The sequence below is a fragment of the Bradyrhizobium sp. LB14.3 genome (genome assembly GCF_040547985.1).
In the GTDB taxonomy this organism is placed as follows: Bacteria; Pseudomonadota; Alphaproteobacteria; order Rhizobiales; family Xanthobacteraceae; genus Bradyrhizobium.
In genome coordinates, this window is the sequence record NZ_JBEPQT010000009.1 from 149,936 (window position 1) to 174,098 (window position 24,163).

The 24,163-nt window shown below is 60.6% G+C and carries 29 protein-coding genes and 1 pseudogene; 18 read left to right on the top strand and 12 right to left on the bottom strand.

Annotated elements, in window-relative coordinates; translation table 11 throughout:
* Window positions 1–5 precede the first annotated feature (5 nt).
* The 3 genes from ABIB00_RS18990 (at window position 6) to ABIB00_RS19000 (ending at window position 2,214) form a co-directional block, all read left to right on the top strand.
* Window positions 6–944 (top strand): AEC family transporter, encoded by a 939-nt coding sequence (locus ABIB00_RS18990; RefSeq protein ID WP_354105399.1) that lies wholly within the window; start codon window positions 6–8, stop codon window positions 942–944.
* Between the two features lie 206 nt (window positions 945–1,150).
* Window positions 1,151–1,618, top strand: coding sequence for a mobile mystery protein A (locus ABIB00_RS18995; RefSeq protein WP_354105400.1), 468 nt, complete (start codon window positions 1,151–1,153; stop codon window positions 1,616–1,618).
* Window positions 1,615–2,214: a mobile mystery protein B gene (locus ABIB00_RS19000; RefSeq protein ID WP_354105401.1), complete on the top strand. Its 600-nt coding sequence runs from the start codon at window positions 1,615–1,617 to the stop codon at window positions 2,212–2,214. Before ABIB00_RS18995 ends, ABIB00_RS19000 begins: the two co-directional genes overlap by 4 nt.
* Window positions 2,215–2,713: 499 nt before the next feature.
* Here ABIB00_RS19000 and tenA read toward each other — a convergent pair whose 3' ends face one another.
* The 5 genes from tenA to ABIB00_RS19025 all read right to left on the bottom strand — a co-directional run bounded on the left by tenA (window position 2,714) and on the right by ABIB00_RS19025 (window position 8,464).
* Complete coding sequence (gene tenA, locus ABIB00_RS19005) at window positions 2,714–3,388, bottom strand: thiaminase II (protein WP_354105402.1); 675 nt, start codon at window positions 3,386–3,388, stop codon at window positions 2,714–2,716.
* Window positions 3,389–3,782: 394 nt separating this feature from the next.
* Complete coding sequence (locus ABIB00_RS19010; RefSeq protein ID WP_354105403.1) at window positions 3,783–4,535, bottom strand: hypothetical protein; 753 nt, start codon at window positions 4,533–4,535, stop codon at window positions 3,783–3,785.
* A gap of 98 nt (window positions 4,536–4,633) precedes the next feature.
* The gene (locus ABIB00_RS19015; protein WP_354105404.1) at window positions 4,634–6,367 is read right to left on the bottom strand and encodes a DGQHR domain-containing protein; all 1,734 of its coding nucleotides are present in this window, start codon (window positions 6,365–6,367) and stop codon (window positions 4,634–4,636) included.
* A gap of 4 nt (window positions 6,368–6,371) precedes the next feature.
* Window positions 6,372–7,325: a DNA-methyltransferase gene (locus ABIB00_RS19020; protein ID WP_354105405.1), complete on the bottom strand. Its 954-nt coding sequence runs from the start codon at window positions 7,323–7,325 to the stop codon at window positions 6,372–6,374.
* Window positions 7,326–7,795: 470 nt separating this feature from the next.
* The gene (locus tag ABIB00_RS19025; protein WP_354105406.1) at window positions 7,796–8,464 is read right to left on the bottom strand and encodes a hypothetical protein; all 669 of its coding nucleotides are present in this window, start codon (window positions 8,462–8,464) and stop codon (window positions 7,796–7,798) included.
* 448 nt (window positions 8,465–8,912) lie between these two features.
* Here ABIB00_RS19025 and ABIB00_RS19030 point away from each other — a divergent pair, with 448 nt between their 5' ends.
* Both ABIB00_RS19030 and ABIB00_RS19035 read left to right on the top strand, forming a co-directional pair.
* Window positions 8,913–9,131 carry a hypothetical protein gene (locus tag ABIB00_RS19030; protein ID WP_354105483.1) on the top strand — a complete coding sequence of 73 codons (219 nt, stop codon included), beginning with the start codon at window positions 8,913–8,915 and terminating at the stop codon, window positions 9,129–9,131.
* Between the two features lie 3 nt (window positions 9,132–9,134).
* Complete coding sequence (locus ABIB00_RS19035) at window positions 9,135–9,383, top strand: hypothetical protein (RefSeq protein ID WP_354105407.1); 249 nt, start codon at window positions 9,135–9,137, stop codon at window positions 9,381–9,383.
* 57 nt (window positions 9,384–9,440) lie between these two features.
* Here ABIB00_RS19035 and ABIB00_RS19040 read toward each other — a convergent pair whose 3' ends face one another.
* From ABIB00_RS19040 to ABIB00_RS19055, 4 genes are all read right to left on the bottom strand, one after another.
* On the bottom strand, window positions 9,441–10,376 hold the full coding sequence (locus ABIB00_RS19040; RefSeq protein ID WP_354105408.1) for a hypothetical protein: 936 nt from the start codon (window positions 10,374–10,376) through the stop codon (window positions 9,441–9,443).
* A gap of 203 nt (window positions 10,377–10,579) precedes the next feature.
* Window positions 10,580–11,350: an ImmA/IrrE family metallo-endopeptidase gene (locus ABIB00_RS19045; RefSeq protein ID WP_354105409.1), complete on the bottom strand. Its 771-nt coding sequence runs from the start codon at window positions 11,348–11,350 to the stop codon at window positions 10,580–10,582.
* Window positions 11,347–11,772, bottom strand: a complete 426-nt coding sequence (locus ABIB00_RS19050; protein ID WP_354105410.1) for a hypothetical protein — start codon at window positions 11,770–11,772, stop codon at window positions 11,347–11,349. Before ABIB00_RS19050 ends, ABIB00_RS19045 begins: the two co-directional genes overlap by 4 nt.
* Window positions 11,769–12,377: an RNA polymerase sigma factor gene (locus ABIB00_RS19055; RefSeq protein WP_354105411.1), complete on the bottom strand. Its 609-nt coding sequence runs from the start codon at window positions 12,375–12,377 to the stop codon at window positions 11,769–11,771. Before ABIB00_RS19055 ends, ABIB00_RS19050 begins: the two co-directional genes overlap by 4 nt.
* A 149-nt stretch (window positions 12,378–12,526) precedes the next feature.
* On the opposite strand from ABIB00_RS19055, the gene ABIB00_RS19060 reads away from it, so the two are divergent.
* From ABIB00_RS19060 to ABIB00_RS19090, 7 genes are all read left to right on the top strand, one after another.
* Window positions 12,527–13,726: a nucleotidyltransferase domain-containing protein gene (locus ABIB00_RS19060; protein ID WP_354105412.1), complete on the top strand. Its 1,200-nt coding sequence runs from the start codon at window positions 12,527–12,529 to the stop codon at window positions 13,724–13,726.
* Between the two features lie 49 nt (window positions 13,727–13,775).
* Complete coding sequence (locus ABIB00_RS19065; RefSeq protein WP_354105413.1) at window positions 13,776–14,225, top strand: type II CBASS E2 protein; 450 nt, start codon at window positions 13,776–13,778, stop codon at window positions 14,223–14,225.
* On the top strand, window positions 14,222–15,205 hold the full coding sequence (locus ABIB00_RS19070) for a CBASS cGAMP-activated phospholipase (RefSeq protein ID WP_354105414.1): 984 nt from the start codon (window positions 14,222–14,224) through the stop codon (window positions 15,203–15,205). Before ABIB00_RS19065 ends, ABIB00_RS19070 begins: the two co-directional genes overlap by 4 nt.
* A 14-nt stretch (window positions 15,206–15,219) precedes the next feature.
* Entirely contained in the window at window positions 15,220–15,990 is a 771-nt protein-coding gene (locus ABIB00_RS19075) for a phospholipase effector Tle1 domain-containing protein (protein ID WP_354105415.1), read from the top strand.
* 83 nt (window positions 15,991–16,073) lie between these two features.
* Window positions 16,074–16,271 (top strand): hypothetical protein, encoded by a 198-nt coding sequence (locus ABIB00_RS19080; RefSeq protein ID WP_354105476.1) that lies wholly within the window; start codon window positions 16,074–16,076, stop codon window positions 16,269–16,271.
* On the top strand, window positions 16,207–16,380 hold the full coding sequence (locus ABIB00_RS19085) for a phospholipase effector Tle1 domain-containing protein (protein WP_354105416.1): 174 nt from the start codon (window positions 16,207–16,209) through the stop codon (window positions 16,378–16,380). The genes ABIB00_RS19080 and ABIB00_RS19085 overlap by 65 nt, the downstream gene beginning before the upstream one ends.
* The gene (locus ABIB00_RS19090) at window positions 16,314–16,691 is read left to right on the top strand and encodes a hypothetical protein (RefSeq protein ID WP_354105417.1); all 378 of its coding nucleotides are present in this window, start codon (window positions 16,314–16,316) and stop codon (window positions 16,689–16,691) included. The genes ABIB00_RS19085 and ABIB00_RS19090 overlap by 67 nt, the downstream gene beginning before the upstream one ends.
* A gap of 233 nt (window positions 16,692–16,924) precedes the next feature.
* Here ABIB00_RS19090 and ABIB00_RS19095 read toward each other — a convergent pair whose 3' ends face one another.
* Window positions 16,925–17,482 carry an ATP-dependent DNA ligase gene (locus ABIB00_RS19095; protein ID WP_354105418.1) on the bottom strand — a complete coding sequence of 186 codons (558 nt, stop codon included), beginning with the start codon at window positions 17,480–17,482 and terminating at the stop codon, window positions 16,925–16,927.
* A gap of 317 nt (window positions 17,483–17,799) precedes the next feature.
* Between ABIB00_RS19095 and ABIB00_RS19100 the strand changes: the two genes are divergently transcribed.
* The 4 genes from ABIB00_RS19100 to ligD are packed head-to-tail and all read left to right on the top strand — an operon-like array spanning window position 17,800 to window position 21,218.
* Window positions 17,800–18,015 carry a hypothetical protein gene (locus ABIB00_RS19100; protein WP_354105419.1) on the top strand — a complete coding sequence of 72 codons (216 nt, stop codon included), beginning with the start codon at window positions 17,800–17,802 and terminating at the stop codon, window positions 18,013–18,015.
* Window positions 18,016–19,695 carry a DNA polymerase/3'-5' exonuclease PolX gene (locus ABIB00_RS19105; protein WP_354105420.1) on the top strand — a complete coding sequence of 560 codons (1,680 nt, stop codon included), beginning with the start codon at window positions 18,016–18,018 and terminating at the stop codon, window positions 19,693–19,695.
* On the top strand, window positions 19,695–20,258 hold the full coding sequence (locus tag ABIB00_RS19110; protein WP_354105421.1) for an MOSC domain-containing protein: 564 nt from the start codon (window positions 19,695–19,697) through the stop codon (window positions 20,256–20,258). The genes ABIB00_RS19105 and ABIB00_RS19110 overlap by 1 nt, the downstream gene beginning before the upstream one ends.
* Window positions 20,259–20,270: 12 nt before the next feature.
* Entirely contained in the window at window positions 20,271–21,218 is a 948-nt protein-coding gene (ligD, locus tag ABIB00_RS19115) for a non-homologous end-joining DNA ligase (protein WP_354105422.1), read from the top strand.
* 29 nt (window positions 21,219–21,247) lie between these two features.
* Here ligD and ABIB00_RS19120 read toward each other — a convergent pair.
* Window positions 21,248–21,676: pseudogene (locus ABIB00_RS19120) on the bottom strand (ribonuclease HII); the annotation flags it as partial.
* Window positions 21,677–21,824: 148 nt separating this feature from the next.
* Here ABIB00_RS19120 and ABIB00_RS19125 point away from each other — a divergent pair.
* Together ABIB00_RS19125 and ABIB00_RS19130 are read left to right on the top strand one after the other, a co-directional pair.
* Window positions 21,825–22,025, top strand: coding sequence for a hypothetical protein (locus ABIB00_RS19125; protein ID WP_354105423.1), 201 nt, complete (start codon window positions 21,825–21,827; stop codon window positions 22,023–22,025).
* Window positions 22,026–22,044: 19 nt separating this feature from the next.
* Entirely contained in the window at window positions 22,045–22,461 is a 417-nt protein-coding gene (locus tag ABIB00_RS19130) for a hypothetical protein (RefSeq protein ID WP_354105424.1), read from the top strand.
* A 379-nt stretch (window positions 22,462–22,840) separates the two neighbouring features.
* Here ABIB00_RS19130 and ABIB00_RS19135 read toward each other — a convergent pair whose 3' ends face one another.
* The gene (locus ABIB00_RS19135) at window positions 22,841–23,944 is read right to left on the bottom strand and encodes a DNA topoisomerase IB (protein WP_354105425.1); all 1,104 of its coding nucleotides are present in this window, start codon (window positions 23,942–23,944) and stop codon (window positions 22,841–22,843) included.
* Window positions 23,945–24,163: the final 219 nt, after the last annotated feature.

A 24,163-nucleotide genomic window follows, 5' to 3' on the forward strand; every position in this document is an offset into this window, starting at 1 on the left:
GGCGCATGGCCACGATGTTGATCGTCGCGCCGGTGTTTGCGCTGATCGCGGCGGGCTATGCCGCGGTGCTGTTTCGCTTCGTCTCCGAGACCGCGCACAAGGGCATCTCCGAATTCGCCTTCAGCATCGCCATACCTGCGCTGCTGTTCCGCACCATCGTCGTGTCGGAATTTTCCGGCGTCAGCCCGTGGCGGATGTGGGGCGCCTATTACGGAGCGCTCGCGCTCACCTGGATCGCGGCGCTGGCCCTCTCGGCGCTGCTGCGGAAGCGGCGCGAGGATCGCGAGGACGGAGTCGTGTTCGCGATCGGCTCGGTCTACGGCAACATCGTGATGCTCGGCATTCCCCTGACGCTGTCGGCGCTGGGCAATGAGGCCGCGGGCCCGATGGCGCTGATCCTGTCGGTGAACACGCCGCTGCTCTGGCTCTGCGGCACGCTGCAGATGGAGCTGGTCGACCGCAAGCAGACCGCCTCGGCCGCGTCGCTGATCCTGCCGGTGCTGCTGGATCTCTCCCGCAACCCGATCATGCTCGCGATCGGCCTCGGCCTGCTCTGGCGTCTCACCGGTCTCGGCCTTCATCCCGTCGTCGACAGGACCGTCGAGCTACTGGCGCAGGCGGGATCGCCGGCCGCGCTGATCGCGCTCGGCATCAATCTGTTCCGGTTCGAGGTCAAGGGCGAGAAGCTCGGCATTCTCGTGATGAGCGCGCTAAAACTACTGGCGATGCCGGCGGCCGCGTTCGTGCTGGCAAAGCTGCTCGACCTGCCGCCGCTCGCGGCCGGCGTCGTCGTGCTGTTCGCGGCGATGCCGACCGGGGCGAACGCGTACATCTTCGCGGTCCAGTATCAGCGGCTGGTGAACCCGGTGTCGGGCGCGGTGGCCCTGGGCACGCTGCTGGCGGCGGTGACGCTGCCGGTGGTGGTGTGGGTGGTGGCGGGGTGAGGTAGCACTTACGAGGCCCTCCTGGCGACTTCAGCCGGGATACCCGGAAAATAGGCCTCCTTCTGGGGTCGGAAAATCACCACCAATCGAATACTTATATATATTCATAAATTTACATTTTGGATATATATAACTATTCGTAGTCTCCTATTTGAATACATATAAGTATTCGAAATGAACCTCTATGTATACGGATGACTTGCCAAATGAGCGTCAAAACCATCGTTCAGCAGCAGTACCGCAACATCGTCGACACGGCCGCCGCAAGCGCTGCCAGTCTGAAAGCACCGCCGGAAGGCTGGCTGCGCACGGTCCGCAGCGCGCTGGGTATGTCGGGGGCCGACGTCGCAAAGAAAATGGGCGTCACCCGCGCACGCGTCACCACGGCAGAACGTGCGGAACTCACGGGCGGCATCACCCTGAAATCAATGCAAGCCACAGCAGAGGCGATGGGGTGCCGCTTCGTCTACGCGATCATTCCGGCCTCAGGACATGTCGAGGATCTCATTACGGCTCAGGCTCGAAAAAAGGCCATGGCAATCGTCGGCACGGCCAGCAAGCACATGGCCCTCGAAAACCAGAAACTGCCGGACGACAAAATTGCTCAGGAAGTCGAACGTCTCACCCGTGAGATCGCGCTGGAAATGCCTTCGAATTTCTGGAGCGATCAATGATCGATCTCTGGTATCCCGAGGGAGCGACACCGCTCGACCCAAACGAGCTTGGCGGACTGAAGCATAAACACATCACAACGCAAGGCGAACTCGATCAATTGGAACAGGCCAACATCGAGTCCGGCTTGCGTTGGCTTGGTCGCCAGAGAGCTCACGTTCTGACCGACGACTTCGCCATCATTTTGCACAAACGCTTGTTCGGCGACGTCTGGGACTGGGCGGGAACGTTTCGAAAGACGGGGAAAAACATCGGCATCGATCCCATCCGTATCCCTGTAGCGCTTCGAACCCTCATGGATGACGCCCAGTTTTGGGCTGATAACAAAACCTACTCGCCTTCCGAAGCTGCCATTCGATTGCACCATGGCCTCGTCAAGGTTCACCCGTTTCCGAATGGTAACGGCAGGCATGCCCGTATCATGGCCGATGCTGTTCTGAACCGCGTCTACAAGGCAAAACCAATCGATTGGGCAGGCGGACATGATCTTCAAAAGATGAATGAGCGGCGTACCGCTTACATCGCGGCTCTCAAGGCTGCCGACCAGGATGACATTGGTCCTTTGATGAAGTTCGTTGGTCCGCGAGGTGATCTCTAAAGCGCGATGTGATTGGGATGAATCGTCATCGTGCTTTGTGCAGTTCAATGCCAGCGGCTGGTGAACCCGGTGTCCGGGGCGGTGGCGCTGCTGGCGACGGTGACGTTACCGGTCGGGCGGTGAGTGATCCGCTCAGGCGGCCCAGTCCACAATCGCGTCAATGAAAGTCTGAGCCTGGCGGATCGCGTCCCCCCTCGTCGCACAGACACCAACCGATACGGTCCGGCCCTTTCCGACCGTCCACTGCCAACCGGATAAATAGCTCATTTCAATGATGGAGAAGCTGACGCCGCGATGTTCCACGGAGGACCTCCGCTGACATGTTGCTGTGCGAAAAGACTGCGCGAAATGATGAATGCGGTCTAGCGGGGACGGCCGACAGACGTGGTTTCGGCTAGGCTTCAGGAATCGTAACAGAAGCTCGGCCCGACAGATCGAGCAGCACTGTCATCGTCATTGTATAACCTTCAGGTGATGAGCCTGATGACTGCCGAAAGGGCTATTGAACACGCTGGCCCGCGCGCCAGGCCATCTCCCAGAAGTCTGCCTCGAGTCGGGTGGCTTCCTTGAAGATCGCAATCAGCTCTGCCTCGCGGGCCGGCGTGGCGTAGAGATCGGCGAGATGCTCCATATGCGCCCGCGCTTTGGCAGCGACCTCCTGGTACGGCACGCCGGCGTACTCGGCGATCCAGACGCGGTAGGCGTTCGTCGCAGCGTCCGCGAGGGGGAGCGAGGCGAGCCGCGTTGCGATCTCCGCGTACCCGATCACGCAGGGGGCAAGCGCCACCTTGAGAGCCAGCAGGTCGCCGCGCATTCCCGCGTCGAGCACGTAGCGTGTATAGGCCAGCATCTCGGCCGCCGGAGGGGCCTGTTCAAGGTCGGTCGGGGACAGACCCCAATCGGCACAGAGCTTCACATGCAGGTTCATCTCGACGTCGAGGATGGCCGAAAGGCCGGCCGCTGCTTCACGCATGTCGGCAAGTCTGGGCGACTTGTAGACCGCGAGCGCGTAGGCGCGAGCAAACTCGATGAGGAACAGGTAGTCCTGAACGAGGTAGTGACGAAACGCCGCTTCGGGGAGCGAGCCGTCTGCCAATCCGTTCGTGAAAGGGTGCTCGGTGTAAGCCCGCCACTCAACGGATGCTTCTGTCTTGAGACGCTCGAAGAAACTCACGATCTTTTTCGCCTGGCTTGCTTGTCCATGAACGCCTTTGGTTCGCTACCGATAGCGCATTGCGATCCGACGAGCTACGGTGACCGCGCACAAAACTGGCTTTGAGCAGCGTTACCGATAGGGCACTCTCCGCGTCGAGAGTTGTGTGCACTGTCAGCGTGATCCGACGGCGCATATCTTCGCGGTGCAGTACCAGCGGTTGGTGGTCGGGCGCGGTCGCGCTGGGCACGCTGCTGGCGGCGGTGACGTTGCCGGCGGTGGTGTGGGTGGTGGCGGGGTGAGGTAGTGGGCTCGCTGCGCAGGTAGTTGAACCCAAGCGAAATTGGAGAGCTATACGCTCCGGACAATAGGGCTCATCAACGCCAAGTCGACCAGAGAGCCCGCTAGTACGAGCTCACGCCTCATTAGCCGATCGTCGCAAAATTTGCCCGAAGCGACGAATATCGGCAATTGTGCGAAGGTAACTACATGACGTGTCTTTGGTTGCCAAGAAAGCTCCACCGGCCTCTTTGTCAAGGTGGAAGCCTTGCCTCACCGCTTCTCGAAGGACATCCCGCACCTCCTCGGTGCAAATCTCGCCGTCCGCGGTAAACCGAAAGCGTTCCATCAAACGGCGATCCTCCGCCTTCGCTGCTTCCTCTTTTAAGCGAGTTACGATGCTTGGGAGGTAGCCCCGATCCTGCTCCAAGGCGAAATACGCATCGCCCAAACGTTCAACCCATTCATCCCCGTACGGAGACAACGCTTCCGCAGCCGCTCGAATTTCCGAGTCGTAAGCAATCACTGCGTGCCATTTGTTCTTGGTTGCTCCTGACAACAGTTCTGTTTTTCGGCTGTCACTACTGCGGGCAGGAGGATTTGACCCGTGCGCGCCTTTTTGCTCATCACTGAGTCTCGGCAAGCGCATCTCGCCTGCTGATGTTGAGCTTTTTCTTCTCACCCAGCGGACGCAAAGCATGACGCCGGACACCAAAGCGACTGCTCCCGAACCAGCGCTATTGATCGAGCCTAGATTCATCAGAGCGATGGTTGTGCTGGAAAGACCAGGGCCGCTTCCCATGATTCCCATCTGGAGAACAACACCGCCGATGATCAGCGTAGCCAAGCTGATAAAAAATACGCGCTTGAGTGTATCCTCTCCAGTCATTCTTTAATCCTTCAAAAGAATGGTTCGTGATCTCCAGTGCCAATCCTGCAAAGCAGCCATAAGAACTCGGTACCATCTCTAAGGCGTACGCTCTTGAGCTACTTCTCGAAAAACTCCTTATACATATCTTGACCTAGACTTCCGTACTGGCTGGACTTGTAGCGAGAAAATTGAAATTTGCCTAACGCGACCGGATCAAGCTTGTTCTTGTACCAATCAAAGGAGTGAAGTTTTTGATGCTGCACGAGCAAGCGCAGGCAAACGATAAAGCCATTTAATATTGTCGTTGTGAGCATCCTGCCCTTTATTTTCTTATCGGCCGTCCATCGGTCAGAAGGGAGGCTTGCCTTGATCGCACTGATAAACAAATTCACTTCTGTCGCGCAGAACTTGACGTACTCGGACGCTAACGGCTCCGTGGGCTCATCCACGAGCTTCTTTTTGTCTGACTTAGTCCAAGCCTTGAATAAGGAATCTTCTCCGCTCAATTTGGTTATAGGTTTGACACCGTAGCTTACGATCGTCGTAGTTTTTATTTTTCCCTTGTCGAAGAAATATCGCTCAAACTCTCCGCCAAGTGCACCCTTGTCATTCAAGGCGTTGACGACCTGACGCGCGATAGAATCTTGAGAGAACGGCTGCAACAGAATGCCAATTGCCTGCTTGAGATCAGATCTCGCATTCGTCTGTGTGGCGTTGATCTCGAGAAAAAGCGTCGCCTCGAACTTCGATCGATCCGGTCGCGATAGGCCAGGGGGATAAATTACGCCAGTCACTAAGAGGTTTTGCTGGAGCCTCAGCAGACTGATGGCGTTCTCATCTCGACCTCCTTCATAGTAGGAAAAGACCCGATGCTGCCCGTCGATTAGACCGATCGAGTTATATTCAAACGGCAGTTGTATATTGCCTGGCTCGGTTTGCGTAATTTGAGCTGGCTCAATCGTTTTGCCATTGTCCCGTGTCAGCTGTGTGCTGCTTGGAAGCGTCACAATGATATTATTTATGAAAACTCGCTTCTTGCCCAAAAGATACTTGCGAATGGCCTCAATTTTCGTGCGACTGATCATTCGCTGATAGAGGCCGTCTTCGTCGCCCCAACCGTCCTTTCTCAAGACGTAGCAACGCTCAAGGAGCGCGGCCGGGGAGACATAAAACGAAACCACTTTGAAGTTCTTGGGAAAATGCGATTGCCCCTCAGGCAAAATTGACCCTTTGTAGGACGCGCTTGAAGTAGCAGCCGGCGAAATCACGCCGACGCCAATATCCTTCTGCGACAGTCCAAGGAAATTGAATAACTCGTAACGTGCAGATTGCTTTACGCGGTCGGTGATAGCTTTGAAGTAGCGAACAATATGGTAGTCGAGATATTTGACGCCAGGCACCTCTTCCTTCAAATCACTTGAGATCGGATAGCGCGCGCAATAGACGATCACTACTCGGAAGTGGTGCGGCTGAAATTTTGGATCTTTGGCTGCCTTGAGATCCGGAAAGGCCGCGTCCATGAATTCCAGAAATGCGGGAACATCCTTGTTGATCTTGTCGTAAAGCACCTTCTTCTTTTTGAGGTGACCAGAGATCTCCCCGCTCTGGTGGACCGTGCATTCGCTCAGAACGATCACGTTCTCACGAATCAGCACGTCGTCAAAATCGCTTGTGGTGCCCCCGTAAGTGAACTCCTTGTCCGATGCCGACGGGACTCTTTCGAAACCGCACGTCGCGAAAATGGACCGAATCTCCCGAAAATGCGTACGCTTTATGCGCAACTGGGATTTCTCTGTGAGAGAGAGCTTTTTCGCCTTCGCCTTTTTCTTCTTTCTTGTCGTTTTGGCCATTGCGCTAGCGCCTACGTTTCGTGGCCTGCTTCCATTCCTCTGGAACGGTAGCAACCTTTTCGCCTATTTGAGGTGTGCGAGTAGGCTTGCCGCTATGCCGGATTTTTAAGGTGCCCTTCAAGAGCTGCTTTACTCGTTCCTTAGCAATCTTCAGGAACGCGCCATCTTTATCGATGCCGACCGCGTGCCGGCTGTGCTTCATGGCGGCGATCGCTGTGGTGCCCGTGCCCATGAACGGATCTAAGACAGTGTCGCCCGGATCGGTTAGAGCGAGCACACATCGCTCAACCAACTCGACTGGAAACTGACAGGGATGGATGGTTTTCTCTGGGTGATTTGCCTTTACATTCGGGATGTCCCAAACAGGATCGTTCTGAAAGTATTCCTCGGCTGAAAACTCCCAATAATCCGAGGGATTCTTGCCTAGCGGATTTCCGCTAGGCTTTCCCGAGTCCTTTGCGCGCGCCTTCGGATGTCGCTTACCCGGATAGAGTTGCGGCACTCGAACGGCGTCTAAATTGAAACGGTGATCATCTGATTTGGTGAACCAGAGGATTGTTTCGTAACGTCCAGAAAGTCGCTTCTTCGAATGGAGGCCGAAGTTGAAGCGCCAGATAATCCTGTTCCGGAGCTTCATGCCTCTTCGCTTGAAGCTGTCGTAGGTGTAAATGTCGATGGGAAATATTTCGCCGTCCTTTACGAACGATCCGACCTGCCAGCAAATGCTTCCGTGATCCTGCAGGGCGTCAACTGATGCTCCGATGATCTTGTCCAGCCATTCAACATACTCTTCGAACGTCAGCTTCTCGGAACGCTCATAGATCTTGCCGATGTTGTACGGCGGCGACGTCACAATTAGATCGAATTTAGTCTTCGGAAGCTTCCGCAAGACTGAGAGCACGTCGCCTTTGTGAAAGGTCGCAGTTGGTATGATTTTCGGTGAAGTGACTTGCAGCAATTGATCAGCCCCGAATCAAAGACGTCGGGGAGTATTGCTGATTGCATCCCAGCCAGGGCGCAATAAGCACTTATTTCATTCCCCTTGCGGGGGCTAGCTTCGCCGATCCCCCGTTCCCTCAAGTGGAGAGAACCACATGGTCAGCAAACTCACAACTTGCAGTCGTATATACTTTCGATGAACGCAAGGATGCAGTCGAGGTGGCGCCCAGATTCACCACTAGCACACGGGGGACAGATCAGACGTAACTGTAAGATTTATCCGCCCAAGGTAAGAGCGAGTCGAACTAGTCCAGTAAAATGGGCACTTCCAAGTCGTGGGTGAGTCGGCTTTTGGAATAACAGCGAGTCGAAATCGCGGATTTCAGAATAACGGCGAGTCGATGTACTTCGGCCTCCCTCTAAGCCATTCTATTGTCTACGTTTCTTTCTGCTTGGCGACCGGCCGCCTGAACGGCGGCGCCGGTTTGCCTACTCGCCGGCGAGCGGGACTGAACTCATGATCGCGTCGTAGGAGATCGGGGTCCACTTTCCGGTGGCGCGGTCGAACTCCACGAACTCCCCACCGAGCACGGAGAATATCCGGAACTGCGAAAAGCAGGCGAAGGCTGCATCCCGATCGATCAAGCCCTCGCCGCCGGAGAAATGCCTGACGAGGATCGGGCCGAAGGCGAATATTCCGACAGTGCGGTAGCCGCGAACGAGCCACTCGTTGCTGGTAGTTCGTTCGTCGATGCTCCGTGCGCAGCTTTCCGGAGTCGGAGCATAGCCGCCCGATATGATCTCGCCGGTCGACGGATCGAATGAAGTGCCGTCGTCGTTGGCCCCAACGGTGACGACCGAGTCGTTCGAAGGGATATCGACAATGATACCGATGCTGCCACCGGCATTCGCATCCGCGGGGTGCATGTCGTCACGCTGATAAGGCCCGACGTCGCCGGCCATGATCGTGCTGAAGGAGAGCGGCACGTCGGCCAAACTGGCCGCCTGCCGAAGGTCGTCAGGAAAGACCAGGCCAGGGTGGTTGCTCATCAGCGTCGAGAAATGGATCAGCAGCGCCTGGCGCTCCCGGAGGAACGACCGGATTGAGAAGTCGGTCTGGTCGGGCGGCGTGGCATTGGTGGTGTCTTGAGTGTTCATGGGGATCCTTCTTCGGACCGTTGATATCGTCCTCAGGTTCCGGTCAGGCCTTGGGAAGGACCCCAGGAATTGGGGATCGTTGTATTTAGGAATCTGCAGACTTTGCCCGGGGCATTTTGGCGTCAAAGCCAAAAATATTTTGGCGTTCCTGGCAGACCTTTCGGGCCCGGACATGGTCCGCCTTCCTATTAATAGAAATCGCGATGTTAACTCTCGAGGACCGGCCCAAAGCTCCCAGACTTGCAAATGTTCCCTATTTGTTCTAATATGCTGGCATATCCGAGTACCCCCTCCGCCTGGTGGAAAGCGAACCCCGACGCAGCATTCTGAACGACCTTAGGGTCATTCGGGATTTCACCCGGGTATGCCGGCAGGTCAGGATTCTCGATCCGGACACCGGCTTGGTCGAACCGCCGCAGCGGGACGATCTCGAACCCGCGAGCTGACCGTGTCCGCAGCGCCCGACATTTCTCCGCCGCCATTGGTCGAACTGGATATGGCCGCTGACCAGGCCATCGCGGCCTGCGGAGGCAACGCCCGGGAAACCGTCAAGGCGCTGCTCGTCGCCAACAATTTTCTCGAGGTGCAGCTCGCCGAATTGCGAGCTTCCGTCTCGGCCGGATATTCGCGCGGCCGGTTCTATCCCGCGCGCGATCGCAAGGACTGACCAATGAGCGAGGTCACCTACTACGTTGCGCTCCCCTTCATCGCTGCGGACGACGGGGTCGCCGCCGGCGAGGCCATCGAATGCTTCAACCCAACCGCCGCGGTCATGAAGGCCGAGGCGCTGTCGCGCAAACCGGGCCACATCGGCGCGCTTGCCTTCAGCCGGACCGGCGATCCGGCCACCGGCGACTTCGGCGAGGCGGCGGTGATCCGGAAGTTCGGCGACGTGCCCGAGGACCTGAGCGCGCTTTGAATTCGGACGCGAGGCTTCCGGGCGAGCAACACGGTTGATCGCCCGGAAGATTGCTCACTACCACATCATGACCCGCGGCGGACCTGATTTCTCGCGTAGCTGGAGATCCCTCAGGACTCCCGCAGGCGTCCGAACGTTGCCCACGGACGTGACCATCAGCGGCAACAGTTCGATCAGCAGCGGCAATCCGGTGATACCGAACGACCTCAGACGGGCCTCTTCCTCGGCCTGGCGGTGCCGATCCTCCCACGGTGCGTTGGCATCTTCCCAGAACCACGTTTCGTCCTGGTGCTTGATCCAGTCTGTCGGTGGGACCTGCTGCGGCCGCTGTCCGTCGCGCAGGCGCCAGAGTGGAGCGTAATCTCGCGAGAACAGCACCTTGCTGCCGTCCGGCTCCGTCCATGCGCCGTAAACGAAGTTAAGCCGGTGCGGCAGAAACGGCGGCAGCGGATCGCGAGGAATGGAGATCTCCTCGCGCGTGCAGATCCCACAGCGATTATCGGTGATGATCTGCACCGGGGAATCGCGCCCACGGCCGAAGTCGGCTGTCAGCATGGCAAGGCGACGGGGTCCGGCGAAGCTCCCGCGGAAACGAACGGTGGTCCCCGCCATTCCGGAAGCGGGCCAATCGCCGGTCGCCTTCCAGCACTGCAGGATGATAGCGAACTGATCTTCGATGGCGCCGGCGTCACCGGTCAGTCTGGACGCCAAAAGGACGTACAGCGCCTCCCCGGCCGTGATGTCGAGAGCCCGGGCGAGCTTCAACGTCAGGTCGGCGCTGCGGCTGCGGAAGTCCTCGCGGGGAAGGTCTTGGTCGAGCGGCACCGGCGGCTGGGCGGAGTGGGCAAGCTCCAGTTCGTGCCAGTCGCGATAGCCGAGCACCGTAGCGAGGCCGTTCTGAACCTTCGACAGCGGTAGTCGATCTGCGAGCAGCCGAGCAATCCGTTTCGCGGCTTTTTTGGGTCGGTCGAGATTGGGATAGTGGAAGCGCATGACAGTCCTCATCGCGGGCGCGCGATATGGCGAGACAGGTCCACTTGGCCTCAAAGCGCCCTAGAAAAGGATGTCCATTGAGGGTTTGTTTGCGATTATTCTGTCCTGCCCCGAAGGCTTCGACGCTGCTCGAAGAATTCGACCGCTGAAGACGGTCTAACGTCCCGTTGAAAATTGCGTCAGCGACGAAGAAGGCTGAACGATCAGGCAATAGCCGCGTCCGGAAGCTTGAGTACCGTCAAGACCTCGTCGTCCGGAAGTAAAAACGACTGCTCTTCGACTTCGTGCCGATCACAGCCTTTGAAGTCAAACCAGGCGTCCGCCGGCATCTTGCGGGGGAAATTCTGCTCGGGGGCACCGTTGAAGAGCATGTCCGCAGCAAACGTCTGACGATCCAGCGCCTTGGTCGGCCACTTCCACCACGGCTGAATCATCGGCGCAGACTCGAACCAACGCCTTTTGGTCTTGTTGTGGCAGACGATCATCATCGGAAAGCGATTAAGGAGCGTCATCTTGAACAAGGTCGCAGTCAGGCTGGCGCAGAACTCATTGCTGAGGTCGCGCGCGGCTTCCAACGTGAGCCTTTTCATCTTCCGCAGACGAGGATCCACCATGTAGGTAGGCAGGATGAGATCGGAAGCAAAGCCGTCCGCTTGCCGCTCCGGGTTCAAGGCATCGTTAGCGAAATTGCAGACGTCACTTTCGCCGCAGAAGAGAACGCGACCGCGATGGTGGTGCCAATGACCTAGTTCGTGCGCCAGCGAAAACCGCCTGCGTTCCGGGCTACTGCGGCTGTTAACGGAGATAACGGCACGGCGTTTCGAGCCAACGATAGTCGCCTCGCAATTGTCGATAGGGCGATAGTTGACCACGGCGCCACGGGTCCACGCGATCGCGTCTAGATCGATTTCCTTCGGTTCGGCAATACCAAGCTCGAGGAGCATCCGTTCCGCAGGTGTCAGAGCCGCGGTCATTCTTCGCCTTTTTCTTCGGCCTCATCTTCGAGCGCCTGAAGTTGGGCAAGATCGTCAACGATACCGGCTTCGTCGCGATCGGACAGCTTGCCGCCTTTTCTCGCCGCCATCATGGTGTCGGCGAGGCCGCTGCTACGCATCCCGACCAGCCGCTGGCGGGCCTTGTCCAAGTTGAGCGGCGTCACGATGCTCCCTTCTCGATAGGCCTTCGCCTCGTTCTTGGCGCGTTCGAACTTCATCCTTGCGGCACGCGCCTTCGCGCGCTCGATCGCTGTGTCAACGCGAGCGACCGCCTTGTCAAAATCGTCGCCTCCCTCAGCAAACTCTTCCCGGAGATCCTTCTCGGACGCGTCGAGGATGCTGTCATCAATCGCTTTGCTGACCTTGGACAACCGCTCGTTATCGCTTGGCACCTTGCTCATAACTGCCATCCTTCCGGATAGTGTTTGGCCGCGATCCTACGAATTTTCTTGATGAGGTAGTCGAGGCGGTCCTGCGTCACGCCGGCGAATTCGCGCAGTTCCTTGCCCCTCATGTCCTCTTCCCAGCCGAGCAGGACCAAACTGACCTCTTCATCGACCGCATAGAGAGGCCCGAGCACGGCCCAGACCTCGGCGGCACGCCTTTCCTGTTCAGCTTGAATGACCTGGTCTTCGGCGCCAGGCGTGCCGTCCTCGAGATCGTCATCAACTTCATCCTGTATTGCTCCGCCAGCGATTGGCACATGGCGCTTGAGTCCCTTGCGCCTCCTGCTCGCGATGTTCCGCATGGAGTGGGCGAGGAAGGCGATGAATGGCGTGGTGCGGGGGCACCTTTTCAGTTCGAACATGGCGGCGCAGACGGCTTCTTGGAGCAGGTCGCCGGGTGCGAAGTCGGTCCCTGTCAGATGCCGCTGTTCAACTTTGGCGAGCCGGGCGCGATCGAGATCCGTTAGCCCGTCCACGGCAGCGACCACCTGCTCATAGCTCAGGTGTTCCACGTCCGGCGTCGTCGGATCCGCGATGGCCGGGTCAGTCACGTCGTCCATGGCTCCATACTACCTATGCCGGGCGCGGCATTGTTTCGGACAAAAAATATTCGAGTCCGAAAAGCCCCTCTCGCGGGCATCACTCTATAGAGGCGCCGATTTTCGAGACGATCCCAGGCGCAAGGTAATCGAAAAACGGTGTTGGAACAATGAATTACATCGCAGAACGGGCGCAGTTGCGCCAATCGCAGCTGGTCGGCCTCATCGAGGAGGTCTGCCAGTACGTGGAGCCATCTCCCTATCAGCGCGACATGGCGAAGCAGCGGTATGAAGGCGTCGGCGACTGGCTTGCCCGGTCGGATGACTGGCTGTTGGCGTCGATCGCAATTCGGCTCCAGGGGTCGGTTGCCATCGGCACGGCCGTGAAGCCGATCGGAGCCAACGAACACGACGTCGACCTGGTCGCACACGTCCCCGACCTCGACCTCGCAGTCTCGCCGGCGCTGCTCAAGCAGCGGATCGGCGACCGGCTCCGCAGCAACGGCAATTATGCCGGGCTGCTGGTCGAGATGCCGCGGTGTTGGCGCCTGGACTATGCCAACGAATTCCACCTCGACATCACGCCCTCGATCCCCAATCCGGAATGCCGCCTCGGTGGGGAGCTCGTTCCCGACAAGACGCTGAAAATATGGAAAGCGTCCAATCCTCAGGGCTACCGCGCCAAGTTTGAGCGGCGGGCAGCGCTTCTGCCGCGCATCCGGTCGGTGTTCGGTAAGGCTTTCGACAGCGCCCGGTCCGACGCGCAGGTCGAACCGTACCCCGAGGAGAAGCGGCTGAAGGGCATCCTGCGCCGCATCGTGCAGATCGCCAAGCGCCACCGTGACGTCCATTTCATCGATGACTACCAAGGGCTCGCACCGCTCTCGATCATCATCACGACGCTTGCGTCGCGGGCTTACGAAACGTGTGTCGGCAACTTCGAGTACGACCACGAACTCGACCTGATCGTCGACGTGCTCCGCCGGATGCCGCAGATGCTGCAGACCACCACGATCGAGGGCCGTCTGGTGTGGTGCCTGTGGAACCAGACCACTGCCGGCGAAAATTTCTGCGAGAAGTGGAACAGGCATCCCGAGCGGGCGACCGCCTTCTTCGAGTGGCACGGCAAGGTCGTTGCCGACGTCGAGCACCTCGCGGGCGCGCGGGGTCTCGACCAGGTGCGCCGGCTCCTCGGCAACATCTTCGGCACGGCGCCGGCGAACAAGGCGATGGATTCCCTGACAGAACGCGTCGACACCGCGCGCGCCACGAACCGCCTCTCGGTCTCGCGGCCCGCGGGCCTGATCGTGGGCACCGCGGCAAGCGCGACCCCGGTTCGCGCCAACACCTTCTTCGGCGATGGGCCGTGACATCATGCGGCTCGGAAGACCGAAAGCGCTCACATTAGCGCAGCAATACGTGAACCTGCAGGGCAATCCTCTCAGCGCAGGCGCCGGCACCCTACGAGCCGGCGGCTTCACGTGGGCGTACGCCACGTCGCCAACGCCGTTGAGTCGGGACTACCTGATCCGGATCGAGATGGCTTGCGACGCATCGCCCAGGGTCTTCGTCGACGACCCTGACATCGGGCTGCTCGCCGGCGGCCGCGACCTTCCCCACATCTACCGCAACCCAACGCGCCTCTGCCTTTACTTGCCGGGGACGCGAGAATGGCAGCCGTGGTTGCGGCTCGACCAGACCATCGTGCCCTGGACGTCTCTCTGGCTGTTTTATTTCGAAGACTGGCTGGAGTCAGGAGAGTGGAAGGGCGGCGGCATGCATCCGGGGGAAGCCTCTCGCACCCGGCAGGGCCGGCGTCGGCTGGGCATCCGCCGGCCCGACGAATGCGAGATTGGAAACGAAGAATGAGCGACGAAACGCGCATCTACAAGATCCTGTCGATCGACGGCGGCGGCATCCGCGGCGTGTTTCCCGCGGCCCTCCTCGCCAAGCTGGAAGATCATCTGAGCTCGCCGGTCGGGTCCTACTTCGACCTGATCGCTGGCACATCGACCGGCGGCATCATCGCCATTGCCTTGGGCCTCGGGCTGTCGGCCAAGGACATCCTGAAGCTTTATGAGGAACGGGGACCGGCGATCTTCGATCAGCAGCACGGTCTGGTCGGCAACTTCGTTCGGCAGCGGCTTCGCGGAGCCATGCATTGGTTTGGGACCAAATACTCGTCACAGGCGCTGCACAACGCCATCGCCGACACCCTCGGCGAGCGCCGGCTCGGCGAAAGCCGCACCCGTCTGGTGATTCCGGCATGGCATCCGATGCTCGAGCGCGTCTACATCTATAAGACGGCTCATCACCAGCGGCTCGAGACCGACTACCGTGTCCGAGCATTGGATGCGGCGATGGCGACGGCGGCCGCGCCTACATTCCTCAAGCCCCACATGACGGACGACGCGATCGAACTCGTCGATGGCGGCGTCTGGGCGAACAACCCGATCGGCGTCGCGACGATCGAGGCCGTCGGGATGCTGAACTGGCCGGCGGACAGGCTGAAGATCCTCAGCATCGGCACCATCGACGACGTGAAGGCACCGCCGCGGTGGAAGGGCAAGCTTCCGATGGCATCCTCGATCGCGCGCCTGTTCATGGCGGGCCAGTCGCACAGCGCGCTCGGGACGGCCAAGATCGTGACCGGCGACGGCCATGACCACCGCGCGATCTGGCGTATCGACCAAACCGCGCCCGCCGGCCGCTACACGATGGATGACGCCGAACGCATCGCCGAGATGAAGAACCGCGGGTTCACCGAGGCCCGCGAACAACTGCCCGAACTGCGGCGCCACTTCTTCGACCGCGAGGCCGAGCCCTTCGTTCCCTTCCACTCACTCTGACCGGCGAGGACGCCATGCCCAAGAACATCCTGATCTTCTCCGACGGCACCGGCCAGGCCGGCGGCCTGCGTCCGGACGAGAACCGCTCCAATGTCTACAAGCTGTACCGGGCGACGCGCTGCGGCCCCGACACGGCGATCGACCCGCGGGAACAGCTCGCCTTCTACGATGCCGGTCTCGGCTCCCAACCGCCGGGCGGCGCGCTGTTTGTCACGCGCGCCTATCGCTGGCTGCACAATGTGGCGAGCCAGGCGACCGGCCTCGGCATCACCACCAACATCATCGACTGCTATGCCGCCATCATCCGGATGTGGGAGCCGGGCGACCGGATCTTTCTCTTCGGGTTCAGCCGAGGCGCCTACACGGTCCGCTGTCTTGCCGCCGTGCTGGGCCAGTGCGGCGTACCGACGACGATGTCCGACGGCTCGCCGTTGCGGCGCGATGTCGGCACGACTACCCGCATCGCACGCGAGGCCGTAAAGAAAGTGTACCAGCACGTCAGTTCGCCGAAGGACACCAAGTACCTGCCTCAACGCGAGGCCTTGGCAACGCACTTTCGCCAGCAATATGGTAGCGACGCCGTCGGCGTTGCCAATGCCGTTCCGTTCTTCGTCGGGGTGTTCGACACAGTCGCATCGCTCGGCAGCTACGCCCTTTCCGCCGCTCTGGTAAGTGGCGCCGCCGGCGTCATCGTCGCCTTAAGCTTTGCGCAGTCATTTTTCTTGTTTCCGTTCCTCCCGCCTTCCTATGGGCCGCCGGGGGCGCGGCGGTTGCCGCGGGAATAGGCTACGTCGCCACGCACCTGAAGTCCGCCGTGGGCCTCCCCGGCTATACGTTCTGGCAGACGTTGCACCTCGCCTCGCCGAAGATGAAATTCTACGACCTGCACCTGAACAATGCTGTGTGGTACGCGCGCCACGCCATGTCCATCGACGAAAACCGGGCTGACTTCGCGCGGGTTCCTTGGGGCGGTTCGCACAACAAGGGTCCGGAGCGTCCCGATGAAATATCCGGACTGGCTGCAGCAGGTCTGGTTTGCCGGCAACCATTCCGATGTCGGAGGTAGTTATCCGGAAAACGAAGCGCGGCTTTCCGACATCTCTCTCGGATGGATGGTGGTGCGGCAAGGAATCTGCCCAAGGGCAAGACACCCGACGGCTTCGGCATCAAGGTAGACGACAGTTACCTGAAACTGCATCCGGATCCGCTCGGTCCACAGCACGACGAGCGCGAGCCAGGCTATCTGGGCGGCCGCTTCAAATGGGAAAAAGGTCTGCGCGAAGTTCAGGAGGAAGCGATCCTGCACTCGACCGTTCTCGATCGGCTGGCTGCCAAAGATGGTGTGCAGCACTACTACGAACGGCTCACTTACCGTCCCGAAAACCTCAAGAACCACTTGAAGGCGAAACAATATTACACGCCGAAGACTAACGCCGACGACAGTCCGCGCTCAGAATCACGGCCTGATGTCGCGACACCTGCATGAGTTAGCGGATCTACGCTTGGGCCGTCCGTCTCGCTCGCTCGAAAGCTTGCGTCTTTTCCCGGACAGGGGTTTCGGGGGAATTAGCATAATCCTTAAACTGCGCTTCCCATTCCCGGGCGGAGACCAATGCCAGGTCGGCGGGAATGCTCGCACCATCACCCTTCCGAAGCAAAACGGCGGCGGTCGCGTGAAACGTTGCCGGGAAGCCGCCGAAGCCGCCGAGAACATCGCAATCAACAAATCCAAGCCCGGCATGCTTGAACGCAGATTCCGTTCGAGCCAGCCAGTCCTGATCGGTGATATCCGAACCTGAGAGCAGCACGAATCCACCATCCCTGACCAGATCGCCCAACGAAGCAATCACCCGCGGGTGGCTGCTCCTTGAGCGCGCGCTCCTCCATCAGCTCGTTGAGCAGCCTCTTCCGCTCGATCTGCGGCTCCTTGCGCAGATCTCTGCCGTCGAGCCACAGCAGATCGAATGCGAAGTAGAGCAAGCGATCCTGATCGCCTCTGCCAAGGTCCGCCTGCAGCTCGGAGAAGTTCGTGCGCCCCTCATGGATGACGACCACCTCGCCGTCGACAATGGCCTGTCCTTCGACATCGAAGGCGCCCGCAATCCTTGAGAACCTGCTGACCCAGTCGTAACCGTTGCGCGTGTAGGCGCGGCGATCGTCCCCGTCGATCCGGAGCTGGACGCGGTAGCCGTCGTATTTGATTTCGTGAATCCAAAGCGCGCCCGAAGGCGCCTTCACCTTCAGGGTCGCAAGCTGGGGTCGGATGAACCCCGGCATCTCGGGGGCTCCCGGCTTCGCCGCGGGCGCCTTTGTACGCCTTGCCACGCTACTCAACTCACAAAAAACCCGCCGCCGGGTTGGGGCCGACGGCGGGCAGTCTACCTACCTCAATCAACGAGTCTCGCAACTTCGAAGGCGGCGAGGAGTTCCAGGGACCGCACTCTTCCCGCATTTGCGCCAGGCCGCGATAGGCGATCCAGTCTTCGCAGAGCCGATCGAACTCCCGGCGAGAGCCGGCGTTTACTGACATCATGTCAGACGCATTCGACTATTTCCGCGCCTACGCCGTCCGAGCTCTCTGCAAAGCGAGATCCATGCCGCGGGGCAAGATGAAGCATCTGCAACTGGTGGCCGGCCGGATCTACAATCTCCTCAAGAAGGAGGCTGCCTACGGCCCCAATGTCCAGCACCTTGAGGACTTTCGCGCAGCCCAGAAGCTCGAGGCCTCTCTCGATCGCCGGCCCAGTGACCGCTCCGGCGGTCGCCTCGATCCAGCGGCGCCGCAAAGCTCGGAGCGGGAGGCTGGCTGAATGCCTTCGCTAGACGCGCGCAGTGTGGCAAGTCTTCTGCGAGAGTACGCGCAGCGCACCGCCTTGCGAGGCGGCAATCCCTACCGGGCGAAAGCCTACTCTCGGGCAGCCGACAGCCTGGCGGCCCTAGCCGTTCCTCTGGACGTGCTTGTCGCCGAAGATCGACTTACTGAGATCCCGGGCGTCGGCGATGCTATTGCCGACATCATCACCAAGGTTCACAAGACGGGCAGTCATCCCAGCCTCGAAAAGCTGCGGAAGGAGATTCCCGCGGGCGTGCTCGAGCTGCTCGCTGTGCCCGGTCTTCGTCCGGAGAAGGTGCTCCGCCTGTACAAGGATCTCGGCATCGGTTCGCTCTCGGAGTTGGAGGCCGCCGCCAAGGATGACCGCATCAAGAAGGCGAAAGGACTTGGCGCCGCGCTGCAGACCAAGATCCTGCAGAACCTCGCGATCGCCAAAAGCGGAGAAGGCCGCCTCCACCTGCACCGCGCCGCCGCGCTGCTCGCGCACGCGAAAGAGTCGATCCGCAAGTCCCGCCCCGAACTCAAACATGTGACGATCGCCGGCGATTTCCGCCGCGGCTGCGAACTCGTCGGCGACCTCGCGATCGTTGCGGAGGCCGCCAAGCCGGACAAGACATCGACGCCATCGGCCGACGGTCTGCAAATCCGAGTGTCCGACCGCAAGCACTTCGGCGCCGCGCTTCTCTTCGCCACCGGCTCCGCCGGCCACATCGAGCAGCTCCAAGCCTTGGCCGCCGAGAAGGGCATGCGGTTAGTCGCCGACGGCTTGCACAAGGGCCGCACGCTGACCGCCGGCGCGGAGGCCGAGATCTACCGCGCCCTCGGTCTGCCCTTCATCGACCCTGAGCTCCGGGAGGGGCGCGGCGAGATCGAGGCGGCTCTGGGAGGCAAGCTCCCGAAGCTCGTCACCGACCAGGACCTGCGCGGCATCCTTCACTGCCACACCGACGCCTCCGACGGCACCGAGACACTGGAGACCATGGCTAAGGCTACGCGCCAGCGGGGCTTCGAGTATTTCGGCGTGGCTGACCATTCCAAGTCTGCCCACTATGCCGGCGGTCTCTCCGTTGAGGAGATCGCGCAGCAGCACCGGGAAGCGGACCGACTGAACAAGCGCTTCGGCAAGGATTTCCGGATTCTCAAGGGCATCGAATCTGACATTCTGGCCGACGGCTCGCTAGACTATGCGGAGGATGTACTGGAACGTTTCGACTTCGTCGTCGCGAGCATCCACGGCCGCTTCAAACTGGATCGCAAGGCCCAAACGCAGCGCTTGCTTCGGGCCATCTCCGATCCTCATACCACCATCATCGGCCACATGACCGGGAGGCAGCTTCAGCGGAGGCCCGGCTATGAGATCGACGTCGAGAAGGTGCTGCGGGCTTGCGCCAAGCACGACGTCGTCGTCGAGATCAATGCCCATCCGTGGCGCCTCGACCTCGATTGGCGATGGCATCAGGCGGCCCTCGATTTCGGCTGTATGCTGAGCATCAATCCGGACGCGCACTCGATCCCCGAACTCGACCACATGCACTGGGGCGTCCTGATGGCCCGAAAGGGCGGCGTCCCTGCCCACCGGGTCCTGAACGCGATGAAGCTTCCCGAGATCACCCGCTACTTCCGCCAGAAGCGGCGCTCGCTCGCCCGCGCCGCCTGATGCCGCAGGCGCACGATCTCTCGCTCGAGGGAAAGGTGGCGGCGGTCGCCGCCGACCCTGGGCACCACTTCAGCAAACCGGTCCAGGATCGCATCGTTCTGGTGGAGGGCCACGGCGTGCAAGGCGACGCCCATGCCGGCCCTTTCGTCCGGCACCGCTATCTCGCCCGCCGCCGGCCACGCCTGCCCAATCTCCGGCAGGTCCTCCTAATCCCGGCCGAGCTCTTTGCATTCCTTGCGGAAGCCGGCTTCGAGGTCGCAGCGGGGGATATGGGTGAGAATATCACAACGACTGGCCTGGACCTGGAGCGGATGCCGCTCGGCACCCTCATCGAGTTGGGTCCTACGGCCATCGTCGAGCTGACAGGCCTCAGGACGCCCTGTGTCCTCATCGACCGCTTCCGGGGCGGCCTAAAGCGACAGGTGCTCTCGTCGGCGGAAACGGGCCCTCCATTCAAATCCGGCGTGCTGGGCGTGGTTCGGGCCGGGGGGACGGTCGCGGCTGGTGATGCCGCGCGAATTCGCCTTCCGTCCTCTTCGTTTCGGCCTCTGCCGGCCGTGTAGAAAGACCCTACCATGGCCCGAAAATCGACCCTGCCGCGTCGTCTGCAACCCATGCTGGCCACGCTGACGGATGCGCCGTTCGACGATCCCGATTGGGTCTTCGAGGACAAATTCGATGGTTTCCGCATGGTCGCGGAAGTTCGGGGTGGTCGGGTCGCGCTCTATAGCCGCAACGGGAAGATCATCAGCCACTCCTATGTGGAGGTCGCGAAAGCACTCGAGGGCGTGAAGACGGATGCCGTGATCGATGGCGAGCTCGTCGCGATCGGCAAGGACGGCGCATCCCATTTCCAGTTGCTCCAGAACGCCCTGCGCCATGAAGCCAAGCTCTTGTACTGCGTGTTCGACGTCATGTTCGCGGACGGCGAGGACCTGCGCACGCTGCCGCTCCTCGAGCGCAAGAAGCGGCTCAAGGCCATCCTGCCGCGCAACAATTTAATCGCGTTCAGCAACCACCGCAAAGGCGATGGAACGAAGTTCTTTGCAGAAGCCGAGCGGAGACATCTGGAAGGCATCATGGCCAAGCGCGCCGACAGCCCGTACGCGTCCGGACGCCGGACCGCCGATTGGCTGAAGGTGAAGACGGCGCAGCGGCAGGAAGTGGTGATCGCCGGGTTCACGGCGCCGAGGCGAACCCGGCCGTTCTTCGGCGCCCTGGTGCTGGCAGTGTGGGAACATGCTGGGTGGCGGTACATCGGCCATGTCGGCACCGGCTTCAGCCACCAGGTCCTGGAAGAGCTTCACGGCAAGCTCCTGAAGCTCAAGACGGCCAAGTCGCCCTTTCCCGCCAAGGTGAAGGATGAGCAGGTCACGACCTGGGTCCGGCCTTCGTTGGTCGCAGAGGTGAAGTTCGCCGAGTGGACCGGCAAGGGAGAGCTGCGCCAGCCGGTCTATCTCGGCCTGCGGTCCGACAAAAAGGCCAAGGACGTCGTTCGCGAAAAGAGTTGGTCGCGCAAATAGCGCCGCCGAGAAGAGACGTCCGACGGGGTTCAGCCTGCTTCGCGCTCGGCTGCTGAAGGCCACGGCGGCAGGGGCGGCAACCCGAGAGCCTTGCGTACGGGTCCGAACGACCGACGGTGAGCTGCGCATGCACCAAGCCTGGCAAGAGCTTCGTAGTGAGCCGGCACGGGGTAGCCCTTGTGATCCGCGAAACCGTAGCCGGGGTGACGCACGTCGAGCGTCCGCATGATGTTGTCGCGCTCGACTTTCGCGAGGATGGAGGCGGCCGCGATGCTGGCGGACTTGGCGTCGCCCTTGATGATGGCCTGCTGAGGGATGTCGACTTCCTTCAAGCGTTTCGCGTCGATCAGCAAGTGCTGCGGCGTCAATCCTAGCCCCCGAACCGCACGCTGCATGGCCCGGATGCCCGCCCAATAGATGTTGATCGCGTCGATCTCCTCGACCTCCACGAAGGCAAGAGCTGCCTGCCGATATGCTCGCGCTGGTCTCGACACGGGAGTTTCGAATCCTGAAGGCTCACTGGTCTTTCGCATTCTAAACATCTTTGAATCGCGTAGCGCGGAAAAAATCGCTATAGTGAGGCTTTCCGTTCGTGGGGCGTATTTCATGTTCGACATGGCAACCACCGCGCTTTTGCGCGCGGTCTTCGAAGAAGTGTGCGAGGGCGTTCCGCAGCGCGAGATCGGGGCGCGCACGCATGTGGCATCGAAGATCCTTGAGGCCGCCACCAGTGGCGAACTCTCTCCCGAGGACCTCAGGCAGGTCGGCCGCAAGGCCCTCTCACACGCGCCCACCATGTGGCGCTAACTGATGGCCGGGGGCGGACGTGAACTTCCAGGTCACTGTTTTGAAGATCTTGGCGGCATATCCGGAGGGGTTTGCCGTGATGGAGGACCTCAAGCGTGACATGGCTATCCTGGCGACCAGTGGTCGCGACTGGGCCGACCGGACCAGGCGGCTCGCGGCCAGGGCGCCCGGCCTCGACATCTGGTCACAAGGACTGGTCGAACGTCTAAGCGGAGGATGGAAGATCACCGCCAAAGGGCGGGCGGTGCTCGAGGTTATGGAGGCCCGCCCCGCGGCGTTAGAGGCGGCTCATGTGCCCGCGGTTGAGAGTCCCAGTCCGTCCTTCCCGGAGCCCGTTCCTCCCCTGCGGCAGTCCGCCGATCGTGCCAAGTGGCGCCGCGAGCGCCGGGAGCGTCGCCGTGAGGCCCGCGAACGAGCGAGAGTGAATGCCTCATGAGGGAGGTCGAGCCAAAAAAAAGCCGCCAGCGGAGCTGGGCGGCTTGATAGTCCCGGACCGTCGGTTGCCTCCCCAGCCCCAAGCGTACCGCCGTTACCTTGTTTGCGGCCATGCCGCTCCGACCTACCGAACGCGCTTCGATTCGGCTATCGGGCCGCCGATTTATGCACGGGACATTCTACAGAGCCGGCAAGGGGCCAAATGAGCACGGAAGCCGAACCCGAGCGTTATGGCCAGCCGCGACCGTCCCGCGCCCGGACAACACCCAGCACCCCGACTTGAACGGGGGGCCCGTTTCCGCCGACGAGAGCACGTGCGTTTAAGGCCAGCTCGGCACCATCGCGGATGGCGCAGGTCGTCCAAAAAACTGGTCCCGGGACTAGGCGGGGGCCTTCAGAGAATCGAGACGCTTGCGCAGAAATGCCAGCACCATGATCTCGTCGGAAGTGAGCTTGGCGTACTGGCGCTTGAACTTCTGCGCGATCTTGGCTTCGATCATCTTCACAAGGTCACCGGACATGTAGGCGTTCAGGACTTCCGGGTGCACGTAGCACTTGCGGCAGATTGCCGGTGTGTTGCCGAGCTGCTTCGAGACGCTCTCGATCGCGGCGACCACGTTGCGCTTCGCCTCGGCCTGGCTATCGTACTTCTTGAATTCGGCCAGGGCCAACGCCGCAAGAACCGTTCCCGCCCATGTCCGGAAATCCTTGGCGCTGAAGTCCTCGCCCGTGATGTCCTTGATGTAGGCGTTAACATCGCCGGAATCGACGGTGCGCGGCTGTCTGTCGTCGTCGAGGTATTTGAAGAGTTCGTGTCCCGGGATCTCCGCGCAGCGCTTCACGATCGCGGCTATCCGCTTATCCTCGACGCGAAGCTTCCATTGCTTGCCCGACTTGCCAGTGAAGTCGAACCGAAGGAGGCCGCGCCCGACCGCGACGTGTTTGCGGCGCATGGTAGTGAGCCCGTACGACTTGTTTTTCTCGGCATATTCGGCGTTGCCGACCCGGATCAATGTCTTCTCCAAAAGACTGACGATCGTTGCCAGCACCTTCTCGCGAGGTAGTCCCTCCCGCTTCATGTCGGCGGCGACACGGTCGCGCAGCGCGGGCAGCGCGGCCGCGAACTGGATGATGTGCTCATACTTGTTCTGGTCCCGAAGCTCGCGCCACTTCGGATGGTAGCGATACTGCTTGCGGCCCCGCGCATCGAGCCCGGTCGCCTGGATGTGGCCGTTTGCGGAGGGGCAGATCCACACGGATTCGTAGGCCGGCGGGATGCCGATTGATTTTATGCGCCGGATGACGGCGGCATCGGTGATGCGCTTGCCGTCCTTGTCGTAATAGCTGAAGGTGGTTCCGGTCCGCTTGCGGGTGTAGCCCGGCGCGGAGTCGCTGACATACCGAAGCCCTTCTTCCGCGATTGTGGCCGCCACTTCGGCGGTGCGGTCCAGAAACTGTTCTTCGTTGCCGGTCTCGCGGAGCACGGGCCTGTTCCTCGGAAGCACCCTGGGATCGAGGCTCCACTCTTCCTAAAGAGATGAAGACACCGGTTAGTTCCGTTCTGAGATCGGTGGATGCAATCTGTAAATTCTGTGGTCAATGCTGGAAACTCAGGTGAAGGCCGGGCCGGTTCCTTTTCGACAAGGCGCTGCGAGCCGTTGGGCGGCGTAGCTTAGCTTCAGACCATCGCCACAAAGTTCACC